This is a genomic window from Pseudonocardia acidicola (genome assembly GCF_012911935.1).
GTDB classification, from domain to species: Bacteria; Actinomycetota; Actinomycetes; order Mycobacteriales; family Pseudonocardiaceae; genus Pseudonocardia; species Pseudonocardia acidicola.
Genome location: NZ_JAAXLA010000051.1, coordinates 18,958 through 42,363, shown reverse-complemented (window position 1 = coordinate 42,363; position 23,406 = coordinate 18,958). Strand labels below are relative to the sequence as shown.

19 protein-coding genes are annotated in these 23,406 nt (G+C 73.8%); 17 read left to right on the top strand and 2 right to left on the bottom strand.

The features are described from left to right. Positions 1 to 24 precede the first annotated feature (24 nt). The 15 genes from HF526_RS23405 to ileS all read left to right on the top strand — a co-directional run bounded on the left by HF526_RS23405 (position 25) and on the right by ileS (position 18,990). Complete coding sequence (locus HF526_RS23405; protein ID WP_169383705.1) at positions 25 to 1,464, top strand: UDP-N-acetylmuramoyl-tripeptide--D-alanyl-D-alanine ligase; 1,440 nt, start codon at positions 25 to 27, stop codon at positions 1,462 to 1,464. Continuing rightward, on the top strand, positions 1,461 to 2,531 hold the full coding sequence (gene mraY, locus HF526_RS23400) for a phospho-N-acetylmuramoyl-pentapeptide-transferase (RefSeq protein ID WP_169383704.1): 1,071 nt from the start codon (positions 1,461 to 1,463) through the stop codon (positions 2,529 to 2,531). Before HF526_RS23405 ends, mraY begins: the two co-directional genes overlap by 4 nt. Before the next feature lie 8 nt (positions 2,532 to 2,539). After that, positions 2,540 to 3,940, top strand: a complete 1,401-nt coding sequence (murD, locus tag HF526_RS23395) for a UDP-N-acetylmuramoyl-L-alanine--D-glutamate ligase (RefSeq protein ID WP_169383703.1) — start codon at positions 2,540 to 2,542, stop codon at positions 3,938 to 3,940. Then, positions 3,937 to 5,268 carry a putative lipid II flippase FtsW gene (gene ftsW / locus HF526_RS23390; RefSeq protein WP_169383702.1) on the top strand — a complete coding sequence of 444 codons (1,332 nt, stop codon included), beginning with the start codon at positions 3,937 to 3,939 and terminating at the stop codon, positions 5,266 to 5,268. Before murD ends, ftsW begins: the two co-directional genes overlap by 4 nt. Then, positions 5,268 to 6,338, top strand: coding sequence for a UDP-N-acetylglucosamine--N-acetylmuramyl-(pentapeptide) pyrophosphoryl-undecaprenol N-acetylglucosamine transferase (locus tag HF526_RS23385; protein WP_169383701.1), 1,071 nt, complete (start codon positions 5,268 to 5,270; stop codon positions 6,336 to 6,338). The genes ftsW and HF526_RS23385 overlap by 1 nt, the downstream gene beginning before the upstream one ends. 166 nt (positions 6,339 to 6,504) lie before the next feature. Then, positions 6,505 to 7,875 carry a UDP-N-acetylmuramate--L-alanine ligase gene (gene murC, locus HF526_RS23380; RefSeq protein WP_169383716.1) on the top strand — a complete coding sequence of 457 codons (1,371 nt, stop codon included), beginning with the start codon at positions 6,505 to 6,507 and terminating at the stop codon, positions 7,873 to 7,875. After that, the gene (locus HF526_RS37045) at positions 7,872 to 8,891 is read left to right on the top strand and encodes a cell division protein FtsQ/DivIB (protein ID WP_169383700.1); all 1,020 of its coding nucleotides are present in this window, start codon (positions 7,872 to 7,874) and stop codon (positions 8,889 to 8,891) included. Before murC ends, HF526_RS37045 begins: the two co-directional genes overlap by 4 nt. A 171-nt stretch (positions 8,892 to 9,062) precedes the next feature. After that, the gene (gene ftsZ, locus HF526_RS23370; RefSeq protein ID WP_169383699.1) at positions 9,063 to 10,475 is read left to right on the top strand and encodes a cell division protein FtsZ; all 1,413 of its coding nucleotides are present in this window, start codon (positions 9,063 to 9,065) and stop codon (positions 10,473 to 10,475) included. A 17-nt stretch (positions 10,476 to 10,492) separates the two neighbouring features. Then, positions 10,493 to 11,212 (top strand): peptidoglycan editing factor PgeF, encoded by a 720-nt coding sequence (pgeF, locus tag HF526_RS23365; protein ID WP_169383715.1) that lies wholly within the window; start codon positions 10,493 to 10,495, stop codon positions 11,210 to 11,212. Positions 11,213 to 11,313: 101 nt separating this feature from the next. Continuing rightward, entirely contained in the window at positions 11,314 to 12,054 is a 741-nt protein-coding gene (locus HF526_RS23360) for a YggS family pyridoxal phosphate-dependent enzyme (RefSeq protein ID WP_169383714.1), read from the top strand. 53 nt (positions 12,055 to 12,107) lie between these two features. Further along, positions 12,108 to 12,839, top strand: a complete 732-nt coding sequence (locus HF526_RS23355; protein ID WP_169383713.1) for a cell division protein SepF — start codon at positions 12,108 to 12,110, stop codon at positions 12,837 to 12,839. 3 nt (positions 12,840 to 12,842) lie between these two features. Beyond that, positions 12,843 to 13,136: a YggT family protein gene (locus tag HF526_RS23350; protein ID WP_169383698.1), complete on the top strand. Its 294-nt coding sequence runs from the start codon at positions 12,843 to 12,845 to the stop codon at positions 13,134 to 13,136. Between the two features lie 47 nt (positions 13,137 to 13,183). Beyond that, the gene (wag31, locus tag HF526_RS23345; protein ID WP_169383697.1) at positions 13,184 to 14,068 is read left to right on the top strand and encodes a DivIVA-like cell division protein Wag31; all 885 of its coding nucleotides are present in this window, start codon (positions 13,184 to 13,186) and stop codon (positions 14,066 to 14,068) included. Positions 14,069 to 14,143: 75 nt separating this feature from the next. Continuing rightward, positions 14,144 to 15,427 (top strand): hypothetical protein, encoded by a 1,284-nt coding sequence (locus HF526_RS23340; protein WP_169383696.1) that lies wholly within the window; start codon positions 14,144 to 14,146, stop codon positions 15,425 to 15,427. 299 nt (positions 15,428 to 15,726) lie between these two features. Further along, entirely contained in the window at positions 15,727 to 18,990 is a 3,264-nt protein-coding gene (gene ileS, locus HF526_RS23335; protein ID WP_169383695.1) for an isoleucine--tRNA ligase, read from the top strand. A gap of 169 nt (positions 18,991 to 19,159) precedes the next feature. Here ileS and HF526_RS23330 read toward each other — a convergent pair whose 3' ends face one another. Beyond that, positions 19,160 to 19,990, bottom strand: coding sequence for a right-handed parallel beta-helix repeat-containing protein (locus HF526_RS23330; protein ID WP_169383694.1), 831 nt, complete (start codon positions 19,988 to 19,990; stop codon positions 19,160 to 19,162). Positions 19,991 to 20,449: 459 nt separating this feature from the next. On the opposite strand from HF526_RS23330, the gene HF526_RS23325 reads away from it, so the two are divergent. Next, positions 20,450 to 21,214, top strand: a complete 765-nt coding sequence (locus HF526_RS23325) for a class I SAM-dependent methyltransferase (protein ID WP_211177680.1) — start codon at positions 20,450 to 20,452, stop codon at positions 21,212 to 21,214. Between the two features lie 120 nt (positions 21,215 to 21,334). Here HF526_RS23325 and HF526_RS23320 read toward each other — a convergent pair whose 3' ends face one another. Then, positions 21,335 to 22,066 (bottom strand): CPBP family intramembrane glutamic endopeptidase, encoded by a 732-nt coding sequence (locus tag HF526_RS23320; protein ID WP_169383692.1) that lies wholly within the window; start codon positions 22,064 to 22,066, stop codon positions 21,335 to 21,337. 124 nt (positions 22,067 to 22,190) lie between these two features. On the opposite strand from HF526_RS23320, the gene HF526_RS23315 reads away from it, so the two are divergent. Next, positions 22,191 to 23,384 carry an acyltransferase family protein gene (locus tag HF526_RS23315; protein WP_338051688.1) on the top strand — a complete coding sequence of 398 codons (1,194 nt, stop codon included), beginning with the start codon at positions 22,191 to 22,193 and terminating at the stop codon, positions 23,382 to 23,384. Positions 23,385 to 23,406: the final 22 nt, after the last annotated feature.

Genomic DNA, 23,406 nt, shown 5'->3' with positions numbered 1-23,406 from the left:
TCGAGCATGATCGGAAGTAACTGAATGATCGAGATGCGGCTGGCCGAGATCGCCGCCGTGACCGGGGGCCGGCTGCACTGCGCTTCCGGCGACGAGCGGGTCGACGCGGTGGAGTTCGACTCCCGCGCGGTGCGCCCGGGCGGGTTGTTCCTGGCGCTGCCGGGGGAGCGGGTGGACGGGCACGACTTCGCCGCCGCCGCGGTGGCGGCCGGAGCGGCCGGTGTGCTGGCCGGCCGTGAGGTCGACGCCCCCTCCGTGATCGTGCCGCCCGCCGCGCAGGCGGCCGGGACGTACCTGGCCGCGGCCGATGCCGACGGCACCGGCGCGGCCGTGCTCGCCGCGCTGGGCCGGCTCGCCCGGCACGTCGTGGATTCCCTGCCCGCGCTGACGGTCGTCGGGGTGACCGGCAGCTCGGGCAAGACCTCGACGAAGGACCTGCTGGCCGCGGTGCTCGGCGAGCTCGGACCGACCGTCGCGCCGCCCGGCTCGTTCAACAACGAGCTCGGCCACCCGTGGACGGCACTGCGGGCCGACGCGACCACCCGGCACCTCGTGCTGGAGCTGTCCGCCCGCGGTCCCGGGCACATCGCCGCGCTGTGTGCCACCGCCCCGCCGCGGATCGGGGTGGTGCTCAACGTCGGCCGCGCGCACCTGGGCGAGTTCGGCTCCCCGGAGGCGATCGCGCAGGCCAAGGGGGAGCTCGTCGAGGCCCTGCCGGCCGACGGGCTGGCGGTGCTCAACGCCGACGACCCCGCCGTCGCGGCGATGGCCGCCCGCACCGCGGCCCGCGTCGTCACCGCCGGCCGGGCGGCCGGCGCCACGATCCGCGCCGAGGACGTCACCCTCGACGCCGGCCGGCCCCGGTTCCGGCTGACCACCCCGGCCGGGGACGCCGACGTCGCACTGCGCCTGGTCGGTGCCCATCACGTCGGCAACGCGCTGGCCGCGGCCGCGGTCGGGCTCGAGCTGGGCGGCACGCCGTCGCAGGTCGCCGCGGCGCTGTCGGCCGCCACCCCGGTGTCGCGGTGGCGGATGGAGGTCACCGAGCGCGCCGACGGCGTCACGATCGTCAACGACGCCTACAACGCCAACCCGGAGTCGATGCGCGCCGCGCTGCACGCCCTGGTCGGGATTGCCGGGAGTCCACCGGGCCGCAGGCGGACCTGGGCTGTGCTCGGCCGGATGGCCGAGCTGGGGGAGCAGGCCGCCGCGGCGCACGCCGAGGTCGCCGCCACCGCCCGGGAGCTGGGCGTCGACCGGCTCGTCGCCGTGGACCATCCCGAGTACGGGCCCACCGCCGAGCACGTCACCGGCCTGGACGCCGCGCTGGAGCTGCTGCGCACCGAGCTGCGCCCCGGCGACGTGATGCTGGTCAAGGCCTCCCGCGCCGTCGGCCTCGACCGGATCGCCACCGCACTGCTGAACACCCATGACGACTCGAGCACGGAGCTGGTGTCCCGGTGAGAGGTGTGTTCGTCGCCGCCGGCGTCGCGCTGGCGGTCTCCATCCTGCTGACCCCGTACCTGATCCGGTTCTTCGCCAGGCAGGGCTTCGGCCAGGAGATCCGGGCCGAGGGTCCGGCCAGCCACAAGAGCAAGCGCGGCACCCCGACGATGGGTGGCGTCGCGATCCTGCTGTCCATCTGGCTGGGCTACGGGGTGGCCCACCTGCTCACCGCCGATCCGATCTCGGCGTCGGCGATGCTGGTGCTGTTCCTGACCACGGCGCTGGGCGTCGTCGGGTTCGTCGACGACTTCATCAAGATCCGCCGGCACCGCAACCTGGGTCTGAACAAGACCTCCAAGCTGGTCGGGCAGCTGCTCACCGCGGTGATCTTCGGGATCCTCGCGTTGCGTTTCGCCAACGCGCGCAACCTGACCCCGGCCTCGGACAAGCTGTCGTTCGTCCGCGAGATCGCGGTGCTGTCCTTCGGCGCGGTCGGCTTCGTGCTGTTCAGCTACCTGGTCGTCTCCGCCTGGTCGAACGCGGTGAACCTGACCGACGGCCTGGACGGGCTGGCTGCGGGCACCTCGGCGATGGTGCTGGCAACCTACGTGATCATCGGCTTCTGGCAGTTCCGCAACAGCTGCGCGATCACCTCGGCGGCCGGCTGCTACGAGGTGCGTGACCCGCTCGACGTGGCGGTGGTCGCCGCGGCCGCGATGGGCGGCTGCATCGGCTTCCTGTGGTGGAACGCGGCACCCGCCCGGATCTTCATGGGCGACACCGGGTCGCTGGCCCTGGGCGGGCTCGTCGCCGGGCTGTCCATGGTGACGCACACCGAACTGCTGCTCGTCGTGACCGGCGGGGTGTTCGTGGTCGAGGCGCTGTCGGTCGCGATGCAGATCGTGGTCTTCCGGACCACCAGGCGCCGGCTGTTCCGGATGGCACCGTTCCACCACCACTTCGAGCTGGCCGGGTGGGCCGAAACCACGGTGATCATCAGGTTCTGGCTGCTCGGCGCGATCTGCGCGGCCCTCGGGCTGGGCATCTTCTACAGCGACTGGCTCACCGCCTCCGCGGGGCTGTAGTGCCGGACGTGCTGGATCTCGCCGGTCGCCGGGTCCTGGTGGCCGGCGCCGGGATCTCCGGGCTGGCCGCCGCGGAGGCGCTCCTCGCGCTCGGCGCCCGGGTCACCGTCACCGACGACAACCCCGCCGGTCTGGCCGATCTGCCGCCCGGCGCGGAGCCCGGCGCGGCGCCGGACGACATTCCGGACGGCACCGTGCTGATCGTCACCGGCCCGGGGCGGCGGCCCGACCACCCGCTGGTCGCCGCGGCCGCGGCCCGCGGGATCGAGCTCATCGGCGAGCCCGAGCTGGCCTGGCGGATCGGGGCGGCGCAGGCCGACCCCCCCGCGTGGCTCGCGGTCACCGGCACCAACGGCAAGACCACGACCGTCGGCATGCTCGCCGCGATGCTGCGCGCCGCCGGGCTCGACGCCGTCGCCTGCGGCAACATCGGCTACCCCGTCGTCAGCGCCGTGACCGCGGGCCGCCGAGTGCTCGCGGTCGAGCTGTCCAGCTTCCAGTTGCACTGGTCGCCCTCGATCCGGCCGGTGGCCGGCTGCGTGCTCAACATCGCCGAGGACCACCTCGACTGGCACGGCGGGATGGCCGCCTACGCCGCAGCAAAGGCCGGGGCGCTCGTCGGCGGGGTCGCGGTGGCCGGCGTCGACGACCCGGCCGCAGCCGCGCTGCTCGCCGCCTCCCCGGCGCCGCGCCGGGTCGGGGTCACCCTCGCCGAGCCCGGGCCGGACCAGCTCGGTATCGCCGGCGGGGTGCTCGTCGACCGCGCGTTCGGTGACGCCGCGGTGCCGCTGATCGACGCCGGCCGGGTGCGCCCCGGTGGACCGCCCGGGCTCACCGACGCCCTGGCCGCGGCCGCGCTGGCCCGCGCGTACGGGGTCGCGCCGGAGGCGGTCCGCGACGGCCTCGCCGGTTTCCGCCCGGGCCCGCACCGCGCCGAGCCGGTCGGCACGGTGGCCGGGGTGCGCTACGTCGACGACTCCAAGGCGACCAACCCGCACGCCGCCGACGCCTCGCTCGCCGCCCAGGCCGCGGGCCGGATCGTGTGGATCGTCGGCGGGTTGCTGAAGGGAGCATCCATCGACGCTCTCGTCGAGCGACACGCCGGTCGGCTCGCCGCAGCGGTCGTGATCGGCACCGACCGGGCGGAGATCATCACTGCGCTGGCGCGACACGCCCCCGACCTCCCCGTCGTCGCGGTCGCCACGGGTGACGATGAGCCCATGACGACCGCCGTCCGCCGCGCCGCGGCAATCGCCCGTCCGGGTGACGTCGTCCTGCTCGCCCCGGCCGCCGCGTCGATGGACCAGTTCCGCGACTACGCGCACCGCGGGCAGGCGTTCGCCGAGGCGGTCGCCGCCCTGCCCGGAGCCGCCCTGCCCGGCACCGCCACGGCGGAGCCGCGCGGATGAGCCCCGCCCCGACGGCCCGGCGCGGCGGCCGGCGCCCGGGTGCCACGTCCGGGCCGCTCGCCGGCCCGCGGGCCGCGCTGGGCCGCGCCGGCACCGCGCTCGCCCAGTGGCTGCGCCGCCCGCTGACCTCGCTGCACCTCATCCTCGGTGTCTTCGGCCTGCTGACCCTGTTCGGGCTGGTGATGGTGCTGTCCGCGTCGTCGGTGGAGGCGTTCGCGGCCGGCGGGTCGTCCTACTCGGTGTTCGCCCGGCAGCTGATGTTCTGCGGGGCCGGGCTCGTACTGTTCTGGATCGGTCTGCGCACCCCGCCGAAGGTGGTGCGCGCGCTCGCGCCGGCGTTCCTCATCGTCTGCGCGGTGCTGCTGGCGCTGGTGCTGATCCCGGGCATCGGGTCGGTCCGCGGCGGGTCGAGGGGCTGGTTCACCGTCGGTTCGTTCGGCTTCCAGCCCGGCGAGCCGGCGCGCGTGGCGCTCGCGATGTGGGGCGCGCACGTGCTGGCCGCCCGCCGGGCGGTGATGCACCGCTGGAAGCACGCGCTCTCGCCGGTGGTGCCGGTCGCGATGGTGCTGGCCACACTGATCGTGCTCGAGCCCGACCTGGGCATGACGGTCTCGCTGGGCATCGTGCTGATCGCGCTGCTGTTCTTCGCCGGGGCGCCGATGCGGCTGCTGGCCGCGCTGTCCGGGGGCGCGCTGGCCGGCGCGCTGATCCTCGGACTCACGGCGGGCTACCGGCAGAGCCGCATCACGGCGTTCCTGTCCCCGGACGCCGACCCGCTGGGCCCGGCCTACCAGGCCACCCAGGCGCTGTACTCGCTGGCCGACGGCGGGCTGTTCGGGGTGGGGCTGGGCCAGGGCCGGGCCAAGTGGAGCTACCTGCCGAACGCGCACAACGACTTCATCTTCGCGATCATCGGCGAGGAACTCGGGTTCGTCGGGGCGTTCGCGGTGCTCGCGCTCTTCGCGACGCTGGCCTACACGGGCCTGCGGATCGCCGCGCGGAACACCGATCCGTGGCTGCGGATCCTGTGTGCAACGCTCACCGTATGGCTCGTCGCCCAGGCGGCGATCAACATCGGGTATGTCGTGGGCCTGCTGCCGGTGACCGGGCTGCAGCTGCCCCTGATCTCGTCCGGAGGCTCCTCACTGGTGGTCACCATGTTCGCGTTCGGCATCCTCGCCAACGCCGCCCGGCACGAGCCGGAGGCGGTCGCCGCGCTGCGCTCGGACGGTCAGGGCCGGGTGGCCCGGCTGCTCGGGCTGCGTCCTCCGCAGCCCTACCAGGCGCCGGTGCCCCGCCCGCCGGCCCAGCGCGGGGCGGTGCGCTGATGGGTCTGTCCGTCGTCGTCGCGGGCGGGGGCAGCGCCGGGCACATCGAGCCCGCACTGGCCTTCGCCGACGCCATCCGCCGGCTGCGCCCGGACACCGAGGTCACCGCGCTGGGCACCGAGCGCGGGCTCGACACCCAGCTCATTCCGGCCCGCGGCTACAAGCTCGAGCTGATCCCGCCGGTGCCGCTGCCGCGCAAGCCCAGCGGTGACCTGGTGCGGCTGCCCGGGCGGGTGCGTACCGCCGTCAACCAGGTGCGCCGGGTCCTCGACCAGGTGCACGCGGACGTCGTCGTCGGGTTCGGCGGGTACGTCGCGCTGCCGGCCTACCTCGGTGCCCGCGGCCGGGTCCCGGTGGTGGTGCACGAGGCGAACGCCCGCGCCGGGCTGGCCAACAAGGTGGGGGCGCGGTTCGCCGCGGCCGTCGCGACCGCGGTGCCCGGCAGCGGGCTGCCCGGCGAGCAGGTGGTGGGGATGCCGCTGCGGCGGTCCATCACCGGGCTCGACCGCGCCGCGCTGCGGGCCCAGGCCCGGGCGTACTTCCGGCTGCCGCCGCACGGCCCGGTGCTGCTGGTCTTCGGCGGCTCGCAGGGCGCGCGCACGCTCAACACCGCGATCGCGGCCGCCCTGCCGGGGCTGGTCCACGCGCGCATCGCGGTGCTGCACGCTTACGGGAAGAACGGCACGCCGGCACCCCCGGCGCCCGGTTACGTCCCACTGCCCTACATCGACCGGATGGACCTCGCCTACGCCGCGGCCGACGCGGTGCTCGGCCGGTGCGGCATGACCACCGTCGCCGAGGTCACCGCCGTCGGGCTGCCGGGGGTGTACGTCCCGTTGCCGCACGGCAACGGCGAGCAGGCGCTCAACGCCGAGCCGGTGGTCGCCGCCGGTGGCGGGCTTCTGGTGCCCGACGCCGAGCTGACCGGGGACCGGACACTGGCCGAGGTGCTGCCGCTGCTCGCCCACCCGGGCCGGCTGGCCGCGATGGGCGCCGCCGCTCGCGCCTCGGGCCACGCGGACGCCGACGAGCGCCTCGCCCGCGTCGTCCTCGGGGTGCTCGGCTCGTGAACGCACTCGCCCTATTCCGCACTCCGAGACCGACGCGGCGGAATTCGGGTTCCGCTCCCGTCGGCGGAGCCCCAGAGTGCGCACCGGAGGTCGGCCGGTGAACGGCGACGGGGTGGCGGTGGGACTCGGACAGCGGGTGCACCTGATCGGTATCGGCGGTGCCGGGATGAGCGGGATCGCCCGCATCCTGTTGGCCCGCGGCGTCGCCGTGTCCGGATCGGACGCCAAGGACTCCCGCGTGGTGCTCGCGCTGCGTGCGCTGGGTGCCGACGTCCAGGTCGGACACGCCGCCGAGCATCTGGACCTGCTCGGTGGTGCCCCGACCGTCGTGGTGTCCACCGCCATCCGGGAGACCAATCCGGAGCTGGCCGCCGCCCGCGCCCGCGGACTGACCGTGGTGCACCGCGCCGAGGCGCTCGCCGCGCTGACCGGCGGGCGCCGGGTCGCCGCGGTCGCCGGCACCCACGGCAAGACCTCGACCACGTCGATGCTCACCGTCGCCCTTCAGCACTGCCGGCTCGATCCGTCGTTCGCCATCGGCGGGGACCTGGCCTCGTCCGGTGCCGGGGCGCACCACGGCGCCGGTGACGTGTTCGTCGTCGAGGCCGACGAGAGCGACGGCTCGTTCACCGCGTTCGCCCCGCAGATCGCGGTGGTCACCAACGTCGAGCCCGACCACCTCGACCACCACGGCAGCGAGCAGGCCTACCGGGCGGTCTTCGAGGCGTTCGTCGGGCGGATCTCGCCCGGGGGCACCCTCGTCAGCTGTGCCGACGACCCGGGCGCGGAAGCGCTGGCCCGGCACGCCGAGGAACACGGCCGCACCGTCCGCCGCTACGGCCGCAGTGCCGGCGGCGACGGCGACGTCACGCTGCTCGACTTCCGCCCCGAGGGTCCCGGCGCCCGGGTCCGGGCCCGCTACCGCGGCGTCGATCTCGCCCTGCGGCTGGCGGTGCCCGGCGAACACATGGCGCTCAACGCGCTGGGCGCCTTCCTGGCCGGTGCCGAACTGGGCGCTCCCGTCGACGGACTGCTGTCCGGGCTGTCCGCGTTCGACGGCGTCCGGCGGCGCTTCGAGTACAAGGGCCGGGTGAACGGCGTCGCCGTCTACGACGACTACGCCCACCACCCGACGGAGGTCGCCGCGACGCTGCGGGCGGCCCGGGCGGTGTCCGGGGGGTCCGGCCAGGTCATCGTGGCGTTCCAGCCGCACCTCTACTCCCGGACCCGCACCTTCGCCGCGGAGTTCGGCCGGGCTCTCGCGCTGGCCGACCAGGTCGTCGTGCTGGAGATCTACGGCGCCCGGGAGGACCCCGAGCCCGGCGTCACCGGCGCGCTGGTCGCCGACGCCGTCGCACTGCCTGCGGGCCGGGTGCACTACGTGCCGAGCTGGTCGGAGGTGCCGCCGACGCTGGCCGGGCTGGCCCGCGCCGGCGACCTGGTGATCACGATGGGCGCCGGGGACGTCACCGTGCTCGGCCCCGAGGTGCTGCTGGAGCTGGAGCGACCGGCGGGGAGCAGCGGGAGCGCACGGTGACGCGCCCGACGTCGCAGCGCTCCGGCACGGGCCGCTCGCTGCGGGCATCGGTTCAGCGCCGGCCCACCCGCGGGGACGCCGCGCAGCGGGCCGCGGCGGGGGCGGAGACGGCCGGGGAGACCGCGGCCGAGGACCGCTCCGCGCCCGACCGTGCCGGCGACCGGCGCGACGCCCGGACGCGGACCGCCCGGAAGGGCCGGGCGGGCCGGGACACCACCCGCGGCCGCCAGGGGCGGGGCGACACCGCCCGCGGGGGCCAGGGGCGCGGCGACACCGCGCGCGCCCCTCGTCGCCCGCCGCCGCGCCCGGCGCCGCACCACCTGCGCCGCCGCAGGCTGGCCCTGCTGGCCGTCGTCGCGCTGCTGCTGGCCGGTGTGGGCGTGACGGTCCGTGTGCTGATCTACGACAGCGGGCTGGTCGACGTGAAGCAGGTCGAGGTCACCGGCACGCTGGCCGTCGCGTCGCCGGACGTGCTGGCCGCCGCGGGCATCGCCCAGGGCACGCCGCTGGCCGCCGTCGACGTCGGTGCGGTGGCCGCCCGGGTGGCGACGCTGCCCGGCGTGGCCCGGGTCGACGTCACCCGCCACTGGCCGCACTCCGTCGAGATCGCCGTCACCGAGCGGGTGGCGGTCGCACTCGCCGACAGCGGGAAGGGGCTCTACCTGGTCGATGCCACCGGCGTCGCGTTCCGCCCCGCACCCCAGATCCCGCCGCCGCTGCCCCGGCTCACGTTCGGCGGGGTCGGCCCGGGCGACCCGTCGACCAAGGCCGCGCTCGTGGTGCTCACCGCGCTGCCGGGCCCGCTGAAGAACCAGGTGCAGACCATTACGGCGGCGCCGCCGGCCAACCCGGGCGCGTCGCCGTCGGTGACGCTGGGCCTCACCGGGGACCGCCAGGTGCGCTGGGGATCACCCGATCGGTCACAGCAGAAGGCCACGGTGCTCGGACCGCTCCTGACCCAGCAGGGCTCGGTCTACGATGTCGCCAGCCCGGAGCTGCCCACCATCCGTCGCTGATCGTGTTCTGCTGGTCACGCTACGGTTTCGACGCTGGACAACGCCCGATCGGGGTGTTGCCGGCGCGCGGCGCGCCTGCTGGACCGCCTCGACGTCGGCACCTAGCGTTCGCGAGGAAGGCCCGGCCCGACCGGAGCTGGACCGGACCCGCTGGACTGGAAGGTGCCTTGCATGACGCCCCCGCACAACTACCTGGCCGTGATCAAGGTCGTCGGCATCGGTGGCGGCGGCGTGAACGCCGTCAACCGCATGATCGAGGTCGGCCTCAAGGGCGTCGAGTTCATCGCGGTGAACACTGATGCGCAGGCTCTGCTGATGTCCGACGCGGACGTCAAGCTCGACATCGGCCGTGAGCTCACCCGGGGCCTCGGCGCCGGGGCCAACCCCGAGGTCGGCCGCAAGGCCGCCGAGGACCACCGCGAGGAGATCGAGGAGGTCCTCAAGGGGGCCGACATGGTCTTCGTGACCGCCGGCGAGGGCGGCGGCACCGGCACCGGCGGCGCGCCCGTCGTGGCCAGCATCGCCCGCAAGCTGGGCGCACTGACCATCGGCGTGGTCACCCGCCCGTTCACCTTCGAGGGCAAGCGCCGTGCCGGTCAGGCGGAGGACGGCATCCAGTCGCTGCGCAACGAGTGCGACACTCTGATCGTCATCCCGAACGACCGGCTGCTGCAGCTCGGCGACGTGGGCGTGTCCCTGATGGACGCGTTCCGCTCGGCCGACGAGGTGCTGCTCTCCGGTGTCCAGGGGATCACCAACCTGATCACCACCCCGGGTCTGATCAACCTCGACTTCGCCGACGTGAAGAGCGTCATGTCCGGGGCCGGCAGCGCGCTGATGGGCATCGGTTCCTCGCGCGGCGAGGGCCGCGCCGTGCAGGCCGCCGGCAAGGCCATCAACTCGCCGCTGCTCGAGGCGTCCATGGACGGCGCGCAGGGCGTGCTGCTGTCGATCGCCGGCGGATCGGACCTCGGTCTGTTCGAGATCAACGAGGCCGCGTCGCTGGTGCAGGAGGCGGCCCACCCCGAGGCCAATATCATCTTCGGCACGGTCATCGACGACTCGCTCGGCGACGAGGTGCGGGTCACGGTGATAGCTGCCGGGTTCGAGGGTGGCACCCCGACGCACAAGAAGCTGGAGCCGGCCGCGTTCCGGTCCGGGGAGCCGGCGTCCGTCGCGCCAGGGGAGAGCGGCACGACCGCCGCGGCTGCGGCCCCGGCCGCTCCGGCCACTCCGCCGGCCGGGAACGGTGCGCCCGCGGGCACCGGCAACGGCACGGGCAACGGGACGCCGGTGAGCGCCAACCAGGCCGGCTCGCTTCCGCCCGCGACGCCGTACTCGCCGCCCGCGCCGCGCCAGCCCGAGACGCCGCGCCGTGACCCGGCGACGACCGAGCAGGGCGGCCAGCCGGCCGCCACCGAGCCGTCCGCCGCGCCGGCGGCGTCCTCGCCGTCGCCCGCGTCGTCGACGCCCGCAGCCTCCCCGGTACCGCCGTCGTCGCCGTCCACGACCGGGTCCTCGGCCCTGGCCGCCGACGCCGACCTCGACGACGACGTGGACGTCCCGCCGTTCATGCGGCGTTGACCAGGGGACTGACCGGGGTGCGCGTCCGACGGGTCGTGACCACCCGCGCCGGCGGGCGGTCCACCGGGCCGTTCCGGAGCTTCAACCTCTCCCGCGGGGTCGGTGACGACCCCGCGGCGGTCGCCGCGAACCGGCGCCGGCTGGTCGCCGAACTCGGGCTGGCCCCGGGCGGTGCGGTGTTCCTGCAGCAGGTGCACGGCACCACGGTGGCGACGGTCGACCGGCCGGCCGACCCGGCCGCGCCCGACATCCCGGAGACCGACGCCGCCGTCACCGCGCAGCCCGGTGTCGCGCTGGCGGTGCTCGCCGCCGACTGCGTCCCGGTGCTGCTCGCCGACCCCGGAGCCGGGGTGGTGGGGGCCGCACATGCCGGTCGCGTCGGGGCGGCCGCCGGGGTCGTCCCGGCGGTCGTGGCGGCCATGGTGGAGCTGGGCGCCCGTCCGGAGGCGCTCGAGGTGCTGCTGGGGCCCGCGGTGTGCGGGGCCTGCTACGAGGTGCCCGCGCAGATGCGCGCAGAGGTGGAGGCGGCCCTGCCGGGCAGCGGCTGCCGGACCCGCCGGGGCACGCCCGGGCTGGACATCCGGGCCGGGCTCCACCGCCAGCTCACCGAGCTCGGCGTCGCCCGGATCGGCGTGGACCCGCGCTGCACCATGGAGGATCCCGACCTCTACAGCCACCGCCGCGAAGGGCGCACCGGCCGCCTGGCCGCGCTGACGTGGCTGGATCCCACCGGGTGACCCTTCTCTCCCGCACCCTGGATGCAGGCCGTCGCCATCCGCGGATCTGATACGACGGTCTGCATCCGGCGGCGCGGCGTGAGGGAGTACGAGTGGGTGTGGTGACCGAGCAGCGGCGTGCGGAGCTCGCGGGGCGTCTGGAAGCCGTCCGCGAGCGGATCGCAGCGGCCTGCAGCGCCGCCGGCCGGAATCCGGGCGAGGTGGCCCTGCTGGCCGTCACGAAGACCGTGCCGGCCGTCGACGTCGCCACCCTCATCGACCTCGGGGTCGAGGCGTTCGGCGAGAACCGGGCCCAGGAGGCCGCGGCCAAGGCCGTCGAGGTCGCCGAGCTCCGGCCCGCGGCCACGCCGCGCTGGCACTTCGTCGGCGGCCTGCAGCGCAACAAGGCGCGCACGGTGGCACCGTGGGCGGCCCGCGTGGAGTCCGTGGACTCGGTCCGGCTGGCCGACGCGCTGGACGCCGCGGTCCGCCGCGCCGCCGACGAGGGGCAGCGCGACGCGCCGCTGTCGGTGCTGCTGCAGTACAGCGTGGACGGCGACCCGAAGCGCGGCGGGATCCCCCTGGACGGCCCGGACGGGCTGCTGCAGCTCGCCGACCACGTCGCCGGGTGTCCCGCCTTGCGGCTGGACGGGTTGATGACCGTCGCGCCGCTCGGCGCCGACCCGGACGCCGCGTTCGCCGCGGTCGAGGCCGCCGCGGCCCGGCTGCGGGCCGCGCACCCGGCGGCGACCGAGCTCTCGGCCGGCATGAGCGGCGATCTCGAGGTGGCGATCCGTCACGGATCGACGAGCGTGCGTGTCGGAACGGCCCTTGTGGGGGAACGGCGGATAGCCTCGGGGTGATCGTCGGTCGCGGGGGCGACTCGACGACGGGGGCGTCGATGATGGGAGCGCGGATGGGCGCGATGTACCGGCTCAAGGCCTACTTCGGAATGGTGCCCGCCGAGGAGATGGGCGAGTACGCCGACGAGCCGGGGATGGACTCGTTCGTCGATCGGCACCGGGCGGCTCCGCGGCGCGCCGCGGACGACCGCTGGTCCGACGCGGGGGACCGTTTCGACTACGACGACCGCGCCGAGGACCGCTACGACGACGACTGGGCGCACCGGGCGGCCGCCCGGCCCGGCGTGGTGGACCGTACCGCGCGTGACATTCGCGCCGAGTCCCGGATCGACCGGGAGCCGCCGCGTGGGCTGAGCGGGATCGGGGGCTCGGGTCTCGGTCCGCCCGCGGTCCGCGGCGCGCTGGCCGTCGACCCGGAGGCCGGCCTGCGCGAGCCCGTGCGGCCCGTGGAGCGGCCCGTGACGCCCAGTGCGGTGCCGGAGCAGCGCGACCGCGGCGCGGCCGCCCTGGCGAAGATCACGACCCTGCAGCCGCGCAGCTACAACGAGGCGCGCACGATCGGTGAGCGCTACCGCGACGGCGTGCCGGTCATCATGAATCTCACAGAACTCGACGACGCGGCGGCCAAGCGGCTCGTCGACTTCGCGGCCGGGCTGGCCTTCGCGCTGCGCGGCTCGATCGACAAGGTCACCAGCCGCGTCTTCCTTCTCACACCTGCGGATGTCGAGGTCTCGGCCGACGACGCCCGGAGGCTCGCAGAACGCGGGCTGTTCCGACAGGATTGAGGCGTGTCCCTCCTCCTCCATTTCGTCGTCTACTACGCCCTCTTCTTCTTCTGGCTGCTGCTCACGGCCCGGATCGTGGTCGAGCTGGTGCGCTCCTTCGCGCGTCAGTGGGTGCCCGCTGGGCACAGTGCGGTGGCCCTCGAAGTGATCTTCACCGTGACCGATCCGCCGGTGAAGTTGTTGCGGAGAGTGATCCCCGTCGTCCGGATCGGGGGCGTGGGACTGGACCTGTCGATTATGGTTCTGCTGTTGGTCGTGTTCATACTGATGAACGTTGCCCAGCCGACGCCGGTGTGAGCCCCAGTCACCCGGTTTCGCCGCCGAGGACTGCATGAGGTGATCCGATGCCGCTGACGCCCGCCGACGTTCACAACGTCGCGTTCAGCAAGCCCCCGATCGGGAAGAGGGGGTACAACGAGGACGAGGTCGACGCGTTCCTCGACCTGGTCGAGGCCGAGCTGGCCCGCCTGATCGAGGAGAACGATGACCTGCGCGAGCAGGTCTCCCAGCTCGAGCAGCGTCTCGGGAACGCACAGGCCGACCTGGAGGACGCCCGCTCGCGTCCGCAGACAGGCTCGATGGGAGGACCGGCCGGCCCGCCTCCCACGCAGCAGATGCAGCGCGCCGTCGAGCCGCCGGCCCAGCGGCCGCTGGAGCCGCAGCGGACCATGTCCGCCCCGCCGCCCCAGATGGCCGACGCCGGCGATCTGGCCGGTGGTGACCACCACGTCCAGGCCGCGAAGGTGCTGGGCCTGGCCCAGGAGATGGCCGACCGGCTCACCGCCGAGGCCAAGAACGAGGCCGACTCCATGCTGGCCGACGCCCGGACCAAGTCCGAGCAGCTGCTCTCCGAGGCCCGCACCAAGTCCGACGGCCTGGTCAACGACGCGCGCTCGCGCGCCGAGACCATGCTGAACGACGCCCGCACCAGGGCGGAGACGCTCGAGCGGCAGTCGCGCGACAAGGCTGCGACGCTGGTCGGCGACGCCGAGCGCAAGCAGACCGAGATCATCGGGACCATCCAGCGCGACAAGTCCGTCCTGGAGAAGAAGATCGACGAGCTGCGGACCTTCGAGCGTGAGTACCGCACGCGACTCAAGACCTACCTGGAGTCGCAGCTGCGGGACCTGGAGGGTCGTGCCTCGGCTGCTCCGTCGGACGCCCGGTCGAACCCGAGCAGCGGCTACGCCGCGACCGGGTACGGTCAGCGCGCCGACGCGGGCAACTGATCCGCCCGTCTCGCCCGATCACCTGACCTACTGGGTGGCCGGCCCCACGCCGCGCCGCCGCACACGGAGCGAATCGTGCTGCTGCTGGTTCTGATCCTTGTCCTGATCGCCTTCGGCCTGCTGGTGGTCGCGCTGCTCTCGGGCAGCGTGCTGTGGGCCTGGGTCTCCGTCGTGGTGAGCGTGGGTGCCGCCGCAGTGCTGCTCGTCGACTGGCTGCAGCGCCGCGCGGCGGTCAAGGCCGGTGCCGAGACCGGTTCGGCCGCCGATGCGCCGCCCCCGCCCGCGGCGCACCTGGACCCGGCCACCGAGGTCATCCCGGTCATCCCTGCCGCCGGTCCCGTGCCGGGGGCGCCGGCCCGTGGGCCGTCCGGGAACGGGCTGGCCGGGGCCCCGGCGGGGCCGTCGGCGGCTGCGGCGCCCGCGCCGTCCGCCGCGCCGGCCCCGGAGCCGCCGTTCGATCCGGCGGTGGACTCCCAGCAAACCGTCGTGATGCCGGTGATCCAACCGTCCGGCTCTGCGGACCGACCGTCCGGCGCTAGCAGCCCGGTTACCCCATCAGGCGATATTTCGTCACCGAGCGTGATCGAATCCGGCGATGAGCCGTCGCCCACGGGAGTCGGCGGCGCGCCCGAATCGGACAGCGGAGCGACCGCCGCCGAGGACGCCCCCGCGGCGCCCGAGCCGGTGGAGGCACCCGCAGCCGCCGGAAGCCCCCAGGCGCCAGCGGCCCCCGCGGACGAAGCGGGGGAGCCGGCCGTGGCGACCGGTTCCCAGAACGCCGCGGGCGCCGAGCCTGGTGAGGCCGGCGACCGGGCCGAGTCCGAGTCGCGGGATGCGACGACCGCCAGCGGTGTGCCCCACGCCGCTGCGGGCGACGGCGGCGGGATCGACGGGCCCACGGTCGCGGTGCCGGCCGCGGGTTTCCCCGCTGCGGCCGGCCCCGGCGTGGTCACCCCGCCGCCTCCGGAGACCGCTCCCCCCGGCGCGCCGGCGGGCGCCGCGGCAGGTGGTGCCCCCGGGGATGCCCGCGCCGAGCAACGGCCCCGCCAACCGCAGGACGCGCGCGGACCGCAGCAGCAGGACCCGCGCGGTGCCGCGCTGTCGCCACCCGGGCCCAACGGCGAGCCGCCGGAGGAGCCCCGGGACGCCGACGCCGCCGCTCTCGTCGCCGAACTGGAGGACGAGGTCGTCGTCATCGACGAGCAGCCGCGTTACCACGTGGCCGGATGCCGGTCGCTGCCCGGCAAGCCGCTCATCCCGCTCCCGGTCAAGGAGGCGGTGGAGCTCGGCTTCACTCCCTGCGGCTGGTGCGCCCCCGACCGCACGCTCAGCAGCCGGCACCCCGCCACCACCCGCTGACCGGCCCGGTGCGCGGGAGTCGCGGACCGCGGAATACCGGGTGGCTCCCGCGCGCTACTCTCTATGAGAAGTGACACCACAGGCATTGATCCGGCCATCACCGGGGAGCCTCCGGAAGAAACAGGCGGCCTGCCGCCTGGAGTAGAACCGGACGGGAGCGGCCCGTCACAGCCATGAATCGAGAGGCCGTACCGGCGGTACCAACGCCGGACGGCAAGCGGGGTGGTACCGCGGCGGCCGGGAACGGTCCGTCGTCCCCGTGCAGGTGAGAACGACAGCGCCGCACGAGGAGCACCACGATGGTCAGCGACACCGAGCGCACGGGCAGCGGTTATCCCGCAGTTCCCGCGCACCCGTCCTTTCCCGCGCTCGAGCGCGAGGTCCTCGACTTCTGGGACGCCGACGGGACGTTCGTCGCCTCCGTCGAGGCCCGGCCGGCCGGGGAGAACGGCAGCAACGAGTTCGTCTTCTACGACGGCCCGCCGTTCGCCAACGGCCTACCGCACTACGGGCACCTGCTGACCGGCTATGTCAAGGACGTCGTCCCGCGCTACCGGACGATGCGCGGCAAGCACGTCGAGCGCCGGTTCGGCTGGGACACCCACGGCCTGCCGGCCGAGGTCGAGGCGGAGCGCCAGCTCGGGATCAAGCACAAGTCCGAGATCGAGGAGATGGGCGTCGCGGCCTTCAACGAGGCCTGCCGCACCTCCGTGCTGCGCTACACCGACGAGTGGCGCGACTACGTCACCCGGCAGGCCCGCTGGGTCGACTTCGACCACGACTACAAGACGCTCGACCTGGACTACATGGAAAGCGTCATGTGGGCGTTCAAGACCCTGTGGGACAAGGGTCTGGTCTACTCCGGGTTCCGGGTGCTCTGGTACTGCTGGCGCTGCGAGACGCCGCTGTCGGCCACCGAGACCAAGATGGACGACGTCTACCTGGACCGGCAGGACCCGGCGGTCACGGTCGGGCTGCGACTGCACGTGCCGCCGGAGGTCGACGGGCGGCCGACTCCGAGCGAGGAGACCGGTGGCGAGGAGATCGACCCCGGCGAGGAGCTGGACGGGGCGTTGGCCCTGGTCTGGACGACGACGCCGTGGACGCTGCCGTCGAACCTGGCGGTCGCGGTGCACCCCGACGTCGACTACGTGCTGGTCGAGACCGATGCCGACCACGGCGGGGAGCGCTACGTCCTCGCCGAGGCCCGGCTCGCGCCCTACGCCCGTGAACTGGGCGAACAGCCCCGGGTGCTGCGCCGGCTCAAGGGCTCCGACCTGCTCGGCCTGACCTACACCCCGCCGTTCGGTTTCTTCACCGGCCGGGAGAACGCCCACCAGGTGCTGCCCGCCGACTACGTCACCACCGAGGACGGCACCGGGCTGGTGCACATCGCGCCGGCGTTCGGTGAAGAGGACAAGGTCGTCACCGACGCGGCCGGCATCGAGGCCGTCGTCCCGGTGGACGCGCGCGGCCGGTTCACCACCGAGGTGCCGCCCTACACCGGCATGCAGGTGTTCGACGCGAACGCGCAGATCATCCGCGACCTGCGCGACGGTGCGGCGCACGCCACGGGTGTGCTGCTGCGCCACGAGACGTACGACCACCCGTACCCGCACTGCTGGCGCTGTGGCAACCCGCTGATCCAGCGCGCCGTGGACTCGTGGTTCGTGCAGGTCACCGCGTTCCGCGAGCGGATGGTCGAGCTGAACAAGCAGATCACCTGGGTGCCCGAGCACGTCCGCGACGGGCAGTTCGGCAAGTGGCTGGAGGGCGCCAGGGACTGGTCGATCTCCCGTAACCGGTACTGGGGCAGCCCGATCCCGGTGTGGGTGTCCGACGACCCGCGCTACCCGCGTACCGATGTGTACGGCTCGCTCGACGAGCTCGAGCGCGACTTCGGCGTGCGCCCCACCGACCTGCACCGGCCCTACGTCGACGAGCTGACCCGGCCCAACCCGGACGACCCTACGGGTGCGTCGACGATGCGCCGGGTGCCGGAGGTGCTGGACTGCTGGTTCGAGTCCGGTTCGATGCCGTTCGCGCAGGTGCACTACCCGTTCGAGAACACCGAGTGGTTCGAGCACCATTACCCGGGCGACTTCATCGTCGAGTACAACGGCCAGACCCGCGGCTGGTTCTACACGCTGCACGTGCTGGCCACCGCGCTGTTCGACCGGCCCGCGTTCTCCTCCGTCGTCGCACACGGCATCGTGCTCGGCGACGACGGGCAGAAGATGTCCAAGTCGCGGCGCAACTATCCGGACGTCACCGAGGTCTTCGACCGGGACGGCTCCGATGCGATGCGCTGGTTCCTCATGGCGTCGCCGATCCTGCGCGGCGGAAACCTGATCGTCACCGAGCAGGGCATCCGGGAGGGCGTCCGGCAGGCCATCCTGCCGCTGTGGAACACCTGGTACTTCCTGTCGCTCTACTCGAACGCGGCGGCGCGCCGGGGCACCACCCGCACCGACAGCACCCACGTGCTCGACCGGTACGTGCTGGCCAAGACCGCGTCGCTCGTCGACGAGGTGACCGCGGCGATGGAGGTCTACGACATCGCCGGGGCCTGTGAGCGGATCCGCGACCACGCCGAGGTGCTGACCAACTGGTACGTGCGCCGGTCCCGGGAGCGGTTCTGGGACGGCGACGCCGACGCGATCGACACCCTGCACACGGTGCTCGAGGTGACCGCGCGGGTGGCCGCGCCGCTGCTGCCGCTGACCATGGAGAAGATCTGGCAGGGGCTCACCGGCGGCCGCTCGGTGCACCTGACCGACTGGCCGTCGTCCGATGAGCTGCCGCACGACGACGCGCTCGTCGCGGCCATGGACCGGGTGCGCCAGGTCGCCTCGGCCGCGCTGTCGCTGCGCAAGGCCCGTGGGCTGCGGGTCCGCCTGCCGCTGGCCAAGCTGACGGTGGCCGCCTCGGACGCCGACGCGCTCGAACCGTTCGGGGACATCCTGCGCGACGAGGTCAACGTCAAGGCCGTCGATCTGACCCGCGACGTCGCCAGGCACGGCCGCTTCGAGATCGCGGTCAACGCCCGGGTCGCCGGTCCGCGCCTGGGCGCGGAGACCCAGAAGGTGATCCGCGCGGTCAAGGCGGGGGAGTGGCAGCAGGACGCCGACGGCACGGTGACCGCGGCCGGCATCGAGCTGCTGCCGGGCGAGTTCACCGAGCGGCTCGTCGCCGCCGACCCGAAGGAGACCGGGGCGCTGCCGGGGAACAGCGGGCTGGTCGTGCTGGACACCGTCGTGACGCCGGAGCTGGCCGCCGAGGGCGTGGCCCGCGACGTGGTCCGGGTGGTGCAGCAGGCCCGCCGCGACGCCGGTCTCGAGGTCTCCGACCGGATCGCGCTGACCCTCGACGGGCCGGCATCGGTCCTCGACGCGGTCCGCGCCCACCGGGACTTCGTGGCCGGGGAGGTGCTGGCGACGTCGGTGGACTACGCCGAGGTGGCCGAGCCGACGCTGACCGGATCGGTGGCTGACGGCGGCGAGGGCAACGGGTCCGGCGCAAACGCCGAGGTCCGGGTGCAGGTGACCCGCACCCGGTCCTGACCCCTCCCGCGAGTCGCCCGTTTCCGGCGCGCGAGTCGGCACTTTCGGGCGCGCGAGTCGGCGGATCTGGGCGCGCGAGTCACGGGTTCTCCGCGGTCGTCGCGACAAGGCGCACCGCCCGGGCGGGCCGCTCCGACCAAGGACGGCCCGCCCGGCGTTGCTGCGGCTGCTACGGGGCCCCGCCCGGAGGCGGGCCCTGGTAGCCCTGCATGGACGAGTCGTCGATCCCGACCTCGTACCGGATGTCGGGGCCGATCGTGTTGTTGCCGACGTGGGCGTTGACGACCTGGTTCTGGAAGGCGAACGCGTGGCTCTGCCGGCCCACGATGTCGTTGCCCGTCAGCGTCACGTTCTGCACGTCGTCCATGAACACGGCCTCGGAGGCGTGGGCGTCGCAATAGTTGTTGCTGAAGGTGATGTCCGAGGTCTCACCGACGCCGCTGCCGTCTCCCGCGCTGCTGTTCGGGCCCTCGACGATGAGACACGTGTTGTCGATCTGCTCGCATCTGTTGTTGTCGATGAGAACGTGCTGACTGGCGACGTGTTCGGAATCGGTGGCGAAAGTCTGCATGCAGTCGGCATGCGCCCCGTTGAGGTTCCGGGTGTCGCGCATCGTGTTGTGCAGAATCTTGATGTTGTTACCCCAGAAGCGCAGTGCGTCGCCGTCGCCGCCCCGCGGGCTTATCGAACTGTCGTTGATCACAGTGATGTCGTTTCCGGTGAGCGAGATGCCGGGTGCGTCGGCGTTCACCGCGTTGACCCCCTCGACGATCACATCGTTCGCGGTGACGGTGATGCCGTGGACGGTGGTCCTGCCGTCACCGAGGATGTGAATCGGGGCCTGCGGGGTCCCGGAGTTCCTGATCTCCAACCGGGTCGCGCCCATGTCACCGGTGACGCAGATCAGGCTGCCCGGAGCGGCGCCCGCCAGGGCCTCTTCCAGCGACGCCGCGTCGGTGGCCCGCGCCGTGCAGTTGGTCTGCGGCGCCGGTCGGCCCATCCCGGCGAGCCCCCCGCCGGTGGACGGAGCGCCGGTCTGCGGCGCCGGTCCCGGGCCGGCGACGGTCGGTGGTGGATTCTGACCGGTCGACGTCGTGCTGCAGCCCGCGGCGATCAGGGCCACGGCCGCGAAAACGGATCCGACGGTCAGACGCCGCCACCGGTACCCGGATCCGTCGCGGTGCTCCGATGAGGCTCTCGATACACCCGGCATCGGCTTACCCCCCTTGCCGCGGCAAGAAATCGAATGACGCACCCCTCGGTCCACTGGCGCGCTCATCGTGGCAGAGTGGAGACGGGTTCCCCCGGTGTCTTTTCCGATTCTCGATGCTCGTGGGCCGGCAATCGCTATGAACTTGCTATGAACCACTCGTGGGGCCCGTTCCTGCGTTACTTGCCGCAGGTCGTCGTCGGCCTGGATGATCGGGAGGCGGCCGGGCCGATCTAGGCTGGGCGGGTGATGGGCGCGGCGGCAGATCGGTGGCGGGAGTTGCAGTCAGGCCGGGGGGTGCCCCCGGAGATCCTCGCGCGGGCCGAGGCCAGCCCCTGGACGCACGACCCGAAGGACTTCGCGGCGCCCGAGGAGCCGGTCGACACCCCGTCCCGGCGAGCGGCGCTGGACCTGCTCGGCCCGGGCGGCGGCACCGTGCTCGACGTCGGCTGCGGCGGTGGGGTGGCGTCGCTGGCCCTGGTCGGGCGGGCCGCCCACCTGATCGGCTTGGATCGCGCGCAGGACATGCTCGACGCGTTCGCGGTGGGTGCGACGGCCCGTGGCGTCCCGTACGACACGGTGCTGGGCGAGTGGCCGGATGCGGCGGCGGCGGCGGGCACCGCCGATGTCGTGGTGTGCCACCACGTGCTGCACAACGTGGTCGAGCTGGAGCCGTTCCTGACCGCGCTGTCCGCGGCGGCCCGGCGCGGGGTGGTGATCGAGATGTTGGCCCAGCACCCGATGGCCTGGCTCGACCCGCTGTGGGTCCGCTTCCACAACCTGCACCGCCCGCCGCCGGCCACCACGGACGACGCGGTCGCGGTACTCGCCGAGTTGGGGGTGACGCCCACCGTGACGGGTTGGGAGCGGGTGAACCCGCCGCGCCAGCACCCGGCCTGGGTGACCCGCAGGCTGTGTCTGCCGGCGGACCGGGTCGTCGAGGTCGCGGCCGCGATGGACGAGCTCCCGCCGCGGCCCCGGCTGGCGGCGACGCTGACCTGGCGCACGGCCTGACCGCGACGCGCGCACGGAACAGGACGCGCGCACGGAACAGGTCGACTCGCGCGCCCAGAACTGCCGACTCGCGCGACGAAACAGGGCGACTCGCGCGACGAAAAGCGGCGACTCGCGGGGTCAGGGGGTGATCATCCACCAGGCGACGAGCACGCCGAGGGAGTTGGTCGCCAGGTGCGCGAGCATCGGCGTGACCAGGTGCCCGCCCCAGCGGCGCCAGGCGCACAGCAGGACGCCGGCTGCGAACGTGCCCAGCACCGCGAGCGCGACCTGCGCGACCGTGCCCCAGCCGCCGACGTACTCGCCGACGGCGGCGTTCGCGCTGCTCATCCCCATCGACGGCAGCACGTGCCAGAGCCCGAACAGCGCCGAGGACACCAGCGTGCCACGCCACCAGCCGCCACCGACCAGCGCCGGCAGCACGCCGCGGAACGCCGTCTCCTCCAGCACGACCGTGCCCAGCGGGATCCGGACCAGTGCGGCGAACAGGACGCTGCTCAGCGGTCCCGCGGCCCGGGCGTCCAGGAACGCCGGGCGGGTGGCCGGCAGCGTCACCGCCACCAGGTAGATCAGCCCGACCGCCGCGGCGGCGAGACCGCCGTGGAGCAGGGCGCGGCGCAGCCGGGCGCTGCCCAGGCCGAGGTCGCCCCAGGTCACCCCGCAGCGCCGGGCCAGGACCAGCAGAATCGCCGCCACCGCGAGGTTCCACGGGATGTAGGCCTCGGGCCATACCCGGTTGCTGACGACGTTCGACGCTGCCATGATCGTGATCGCCGAGAACAACCCCAGCCGGCGTCGGACCGTGCGTCCGGCGCGGACCGGGAGCCCCGGGCCGGCCTCCAGGGTCGTCATGCCGACCATCCTGCGCGACCTGACCGGGTCGCGCAGCAAGAGGGGGCGGGCTGAGCGAGGATGCGAGCGAAGAACCGGACACTGCGTCCCGGCGACCGTGCGCCGAGCGCGGCGGGCTGCTGACGTGAACCAACTGGACACGCCGGCCGAAGAGGTGCCCGGATCATCCGGAATGCCGGCCCCGCTGCCCCAACGCGCCTCGGCGCCGGGCTCCCCGCCGCTGGAACGCGACCGCTACGTCGACTTCCTGCGCGCGTTCTCGATCCTCGTCGTGGTGGTCTGGCACTGGGCGTTCACCATCCTGATCTGGGGCCCGACCGGGCCCACCGCGACCAGCCCGCTCGGCTTCACCTCCGGGCTGTGGGTGCTGACCTGGCTGTTCCAGGTGCTGCCGCTGTTCTTCTACGTGGGCGGCTACGTGCACCTGCGGGCCTGGCAGCGGGCCCGGGCGCGCGGCGAGCACCTCGGCCACTTCGTGTGGCGCAACATCAGGAAGCTGTCGCTGCCCGCGCTGGTGCTGGCCACGGTGTGGATCGGCCTCGGACTCGGCCTGGGCGCCGCGTTCAACCTGGAGTGGGTCGGCCGGGCGGTGCTGCTGGTGATCAGCCCGCTGTGGTTCATCGGCGTCTACCTGGTGTTGATCGCGCTCATCCCGGTGTGGTTCGCGCTGCAGCGCCGGTTCGGTGTGGTCGCGTTCGTGTGGATGGCCGGGCTCGTCGTGGTGGTCGACATCCTGCGCTTCCGGGCCGGCTACGAAGGGCTGGCCTACGCGAACATGGTGCTGGTCTGGGGGCTCGCCTTCCAGGCCGGGTTCTACTACGAGGCGCTGGTCAGGGCGTCGCGCCAGCTCGACGCCGCGCTGATGTGGGCCGGGCTGTTCGGGCTGGTCGGGTTCGTGTTCTCCGGGCTGTACCCCGGCTCGATGGTCGGCGTGCCGGGGGAGACCTCGAACATGGCGCCGCCGACGCTGTGCATCGTCGCGCTGCTCGCGTTCCAGGTCGGGGTGGCCGAGATGGCCCGGCCCGGGATGCGACGCTGGCTCGACCGGCCCGGGCCGCGGCGCGCCGTCGAGGTGATCAACCGGTTCGCCATGCCGGTGTTCCTGTTCCACACCACCGGGATGGCCATCGGCCGGGGGCTGATCTACGCCTGGAACGGTGAGCTCGCCGAGAAGACCGCGCCGGACCTCGTGTGGTGGCTGGAACGCCCGCTCTACATCGCCGTGTCGCTGGCGTGCACGCTGCCGGTGATCTGGTTCTTCGGCCGGTTCGGGCATCGCAGGCCGACCCCCGCGGCGCCGCGCATCGCCGCCGCCTGACCCACGAACGGCCGCCGCGACC

What these genes read in the sequence shown, in the direction of transcription:
- HF526_RS23320 (WP_169383692.1), bottom strand. Translation starts at nt 22,066, where the DNA reads ATGACGACCCTGGAGGCCGGCCCGGGGCTCCCGGTCCGCGCCGGACGC.
- HF526_RS23385 (WP_169383701.1), top strand. Translation starts at nt 5,268, where the DNA reads ATGGGTCTGTCCGTCGTCGTCGCGGGCGGGGGCAGCGCCGGGCACATC.
- ileS (WP_169383695.1), top strand. Translation starts at nt 15,727, where the DNA reads ATGGTCAGCGACACCGAGCGCACGGGCAGCGGTTATCCCGCAGTTCCC.
- HF526_RS23325 (WP_211177680.1), top strand. Translation starts at nt 20,450, where the DNA reads ATGGGCGCGGCGGCAGATCGGTGGCGGGAGTTGCAGTCAGGCCGGGGG.
- wag31 (WP_169383697.1), top strand. Translation starts at nt 13,184, where the DNA reads ATGCCGCTGACGCCCGCCGACGTTCACAACGTCGCGTTCAGCAAGCCC.
- ftsZ (WP_169383699.1), top strand. Translation starts at nt 9,063, where the DNA reads ATGACGCCCCCGCACAACTACCTGGCCGTGATCAAGGTCGTCGGCATC.
- HF526_RS23355 (WP_169383713.1), top strand. Translation starts at nt 12,108, where the DNA reads ATGGGCGCGATGTACCGGCTCAAGGCCTACTTCGGAATGGTGCCCGCC.
- murC (WP_169383716.1), top strand. Translation starts at nt 6,505, where the DNA reads ATGAGCGGGATCGCCCGCATCCTGTTGGCCCGCGGCGTCGCCGTGTCC.
- ftsW (WP_169383702.1), top strand. Translation starts at nt 3,937, where the DNA reads ATGAGCCCCGCCCCGACGGCCCGGCGCGGCGGCCGGCGCCCGGGTGCC.
- HF526_RS23405 (WP_169383705.1), top strand. Translation starts at nt 25, where the DNA reads ATGATCGAGATGCGGCTGGCCGAGATCGCCGCCGTGACCGGGGGCCGG.
- HF526_RS23330 (WP_169383694.1), bottom strand. Translation starts at nt 19,990, where the DNA reads ATGGGCCGACCGGCGCCGCAGACCAACTGCACGGCGCGGGCCACCGAC.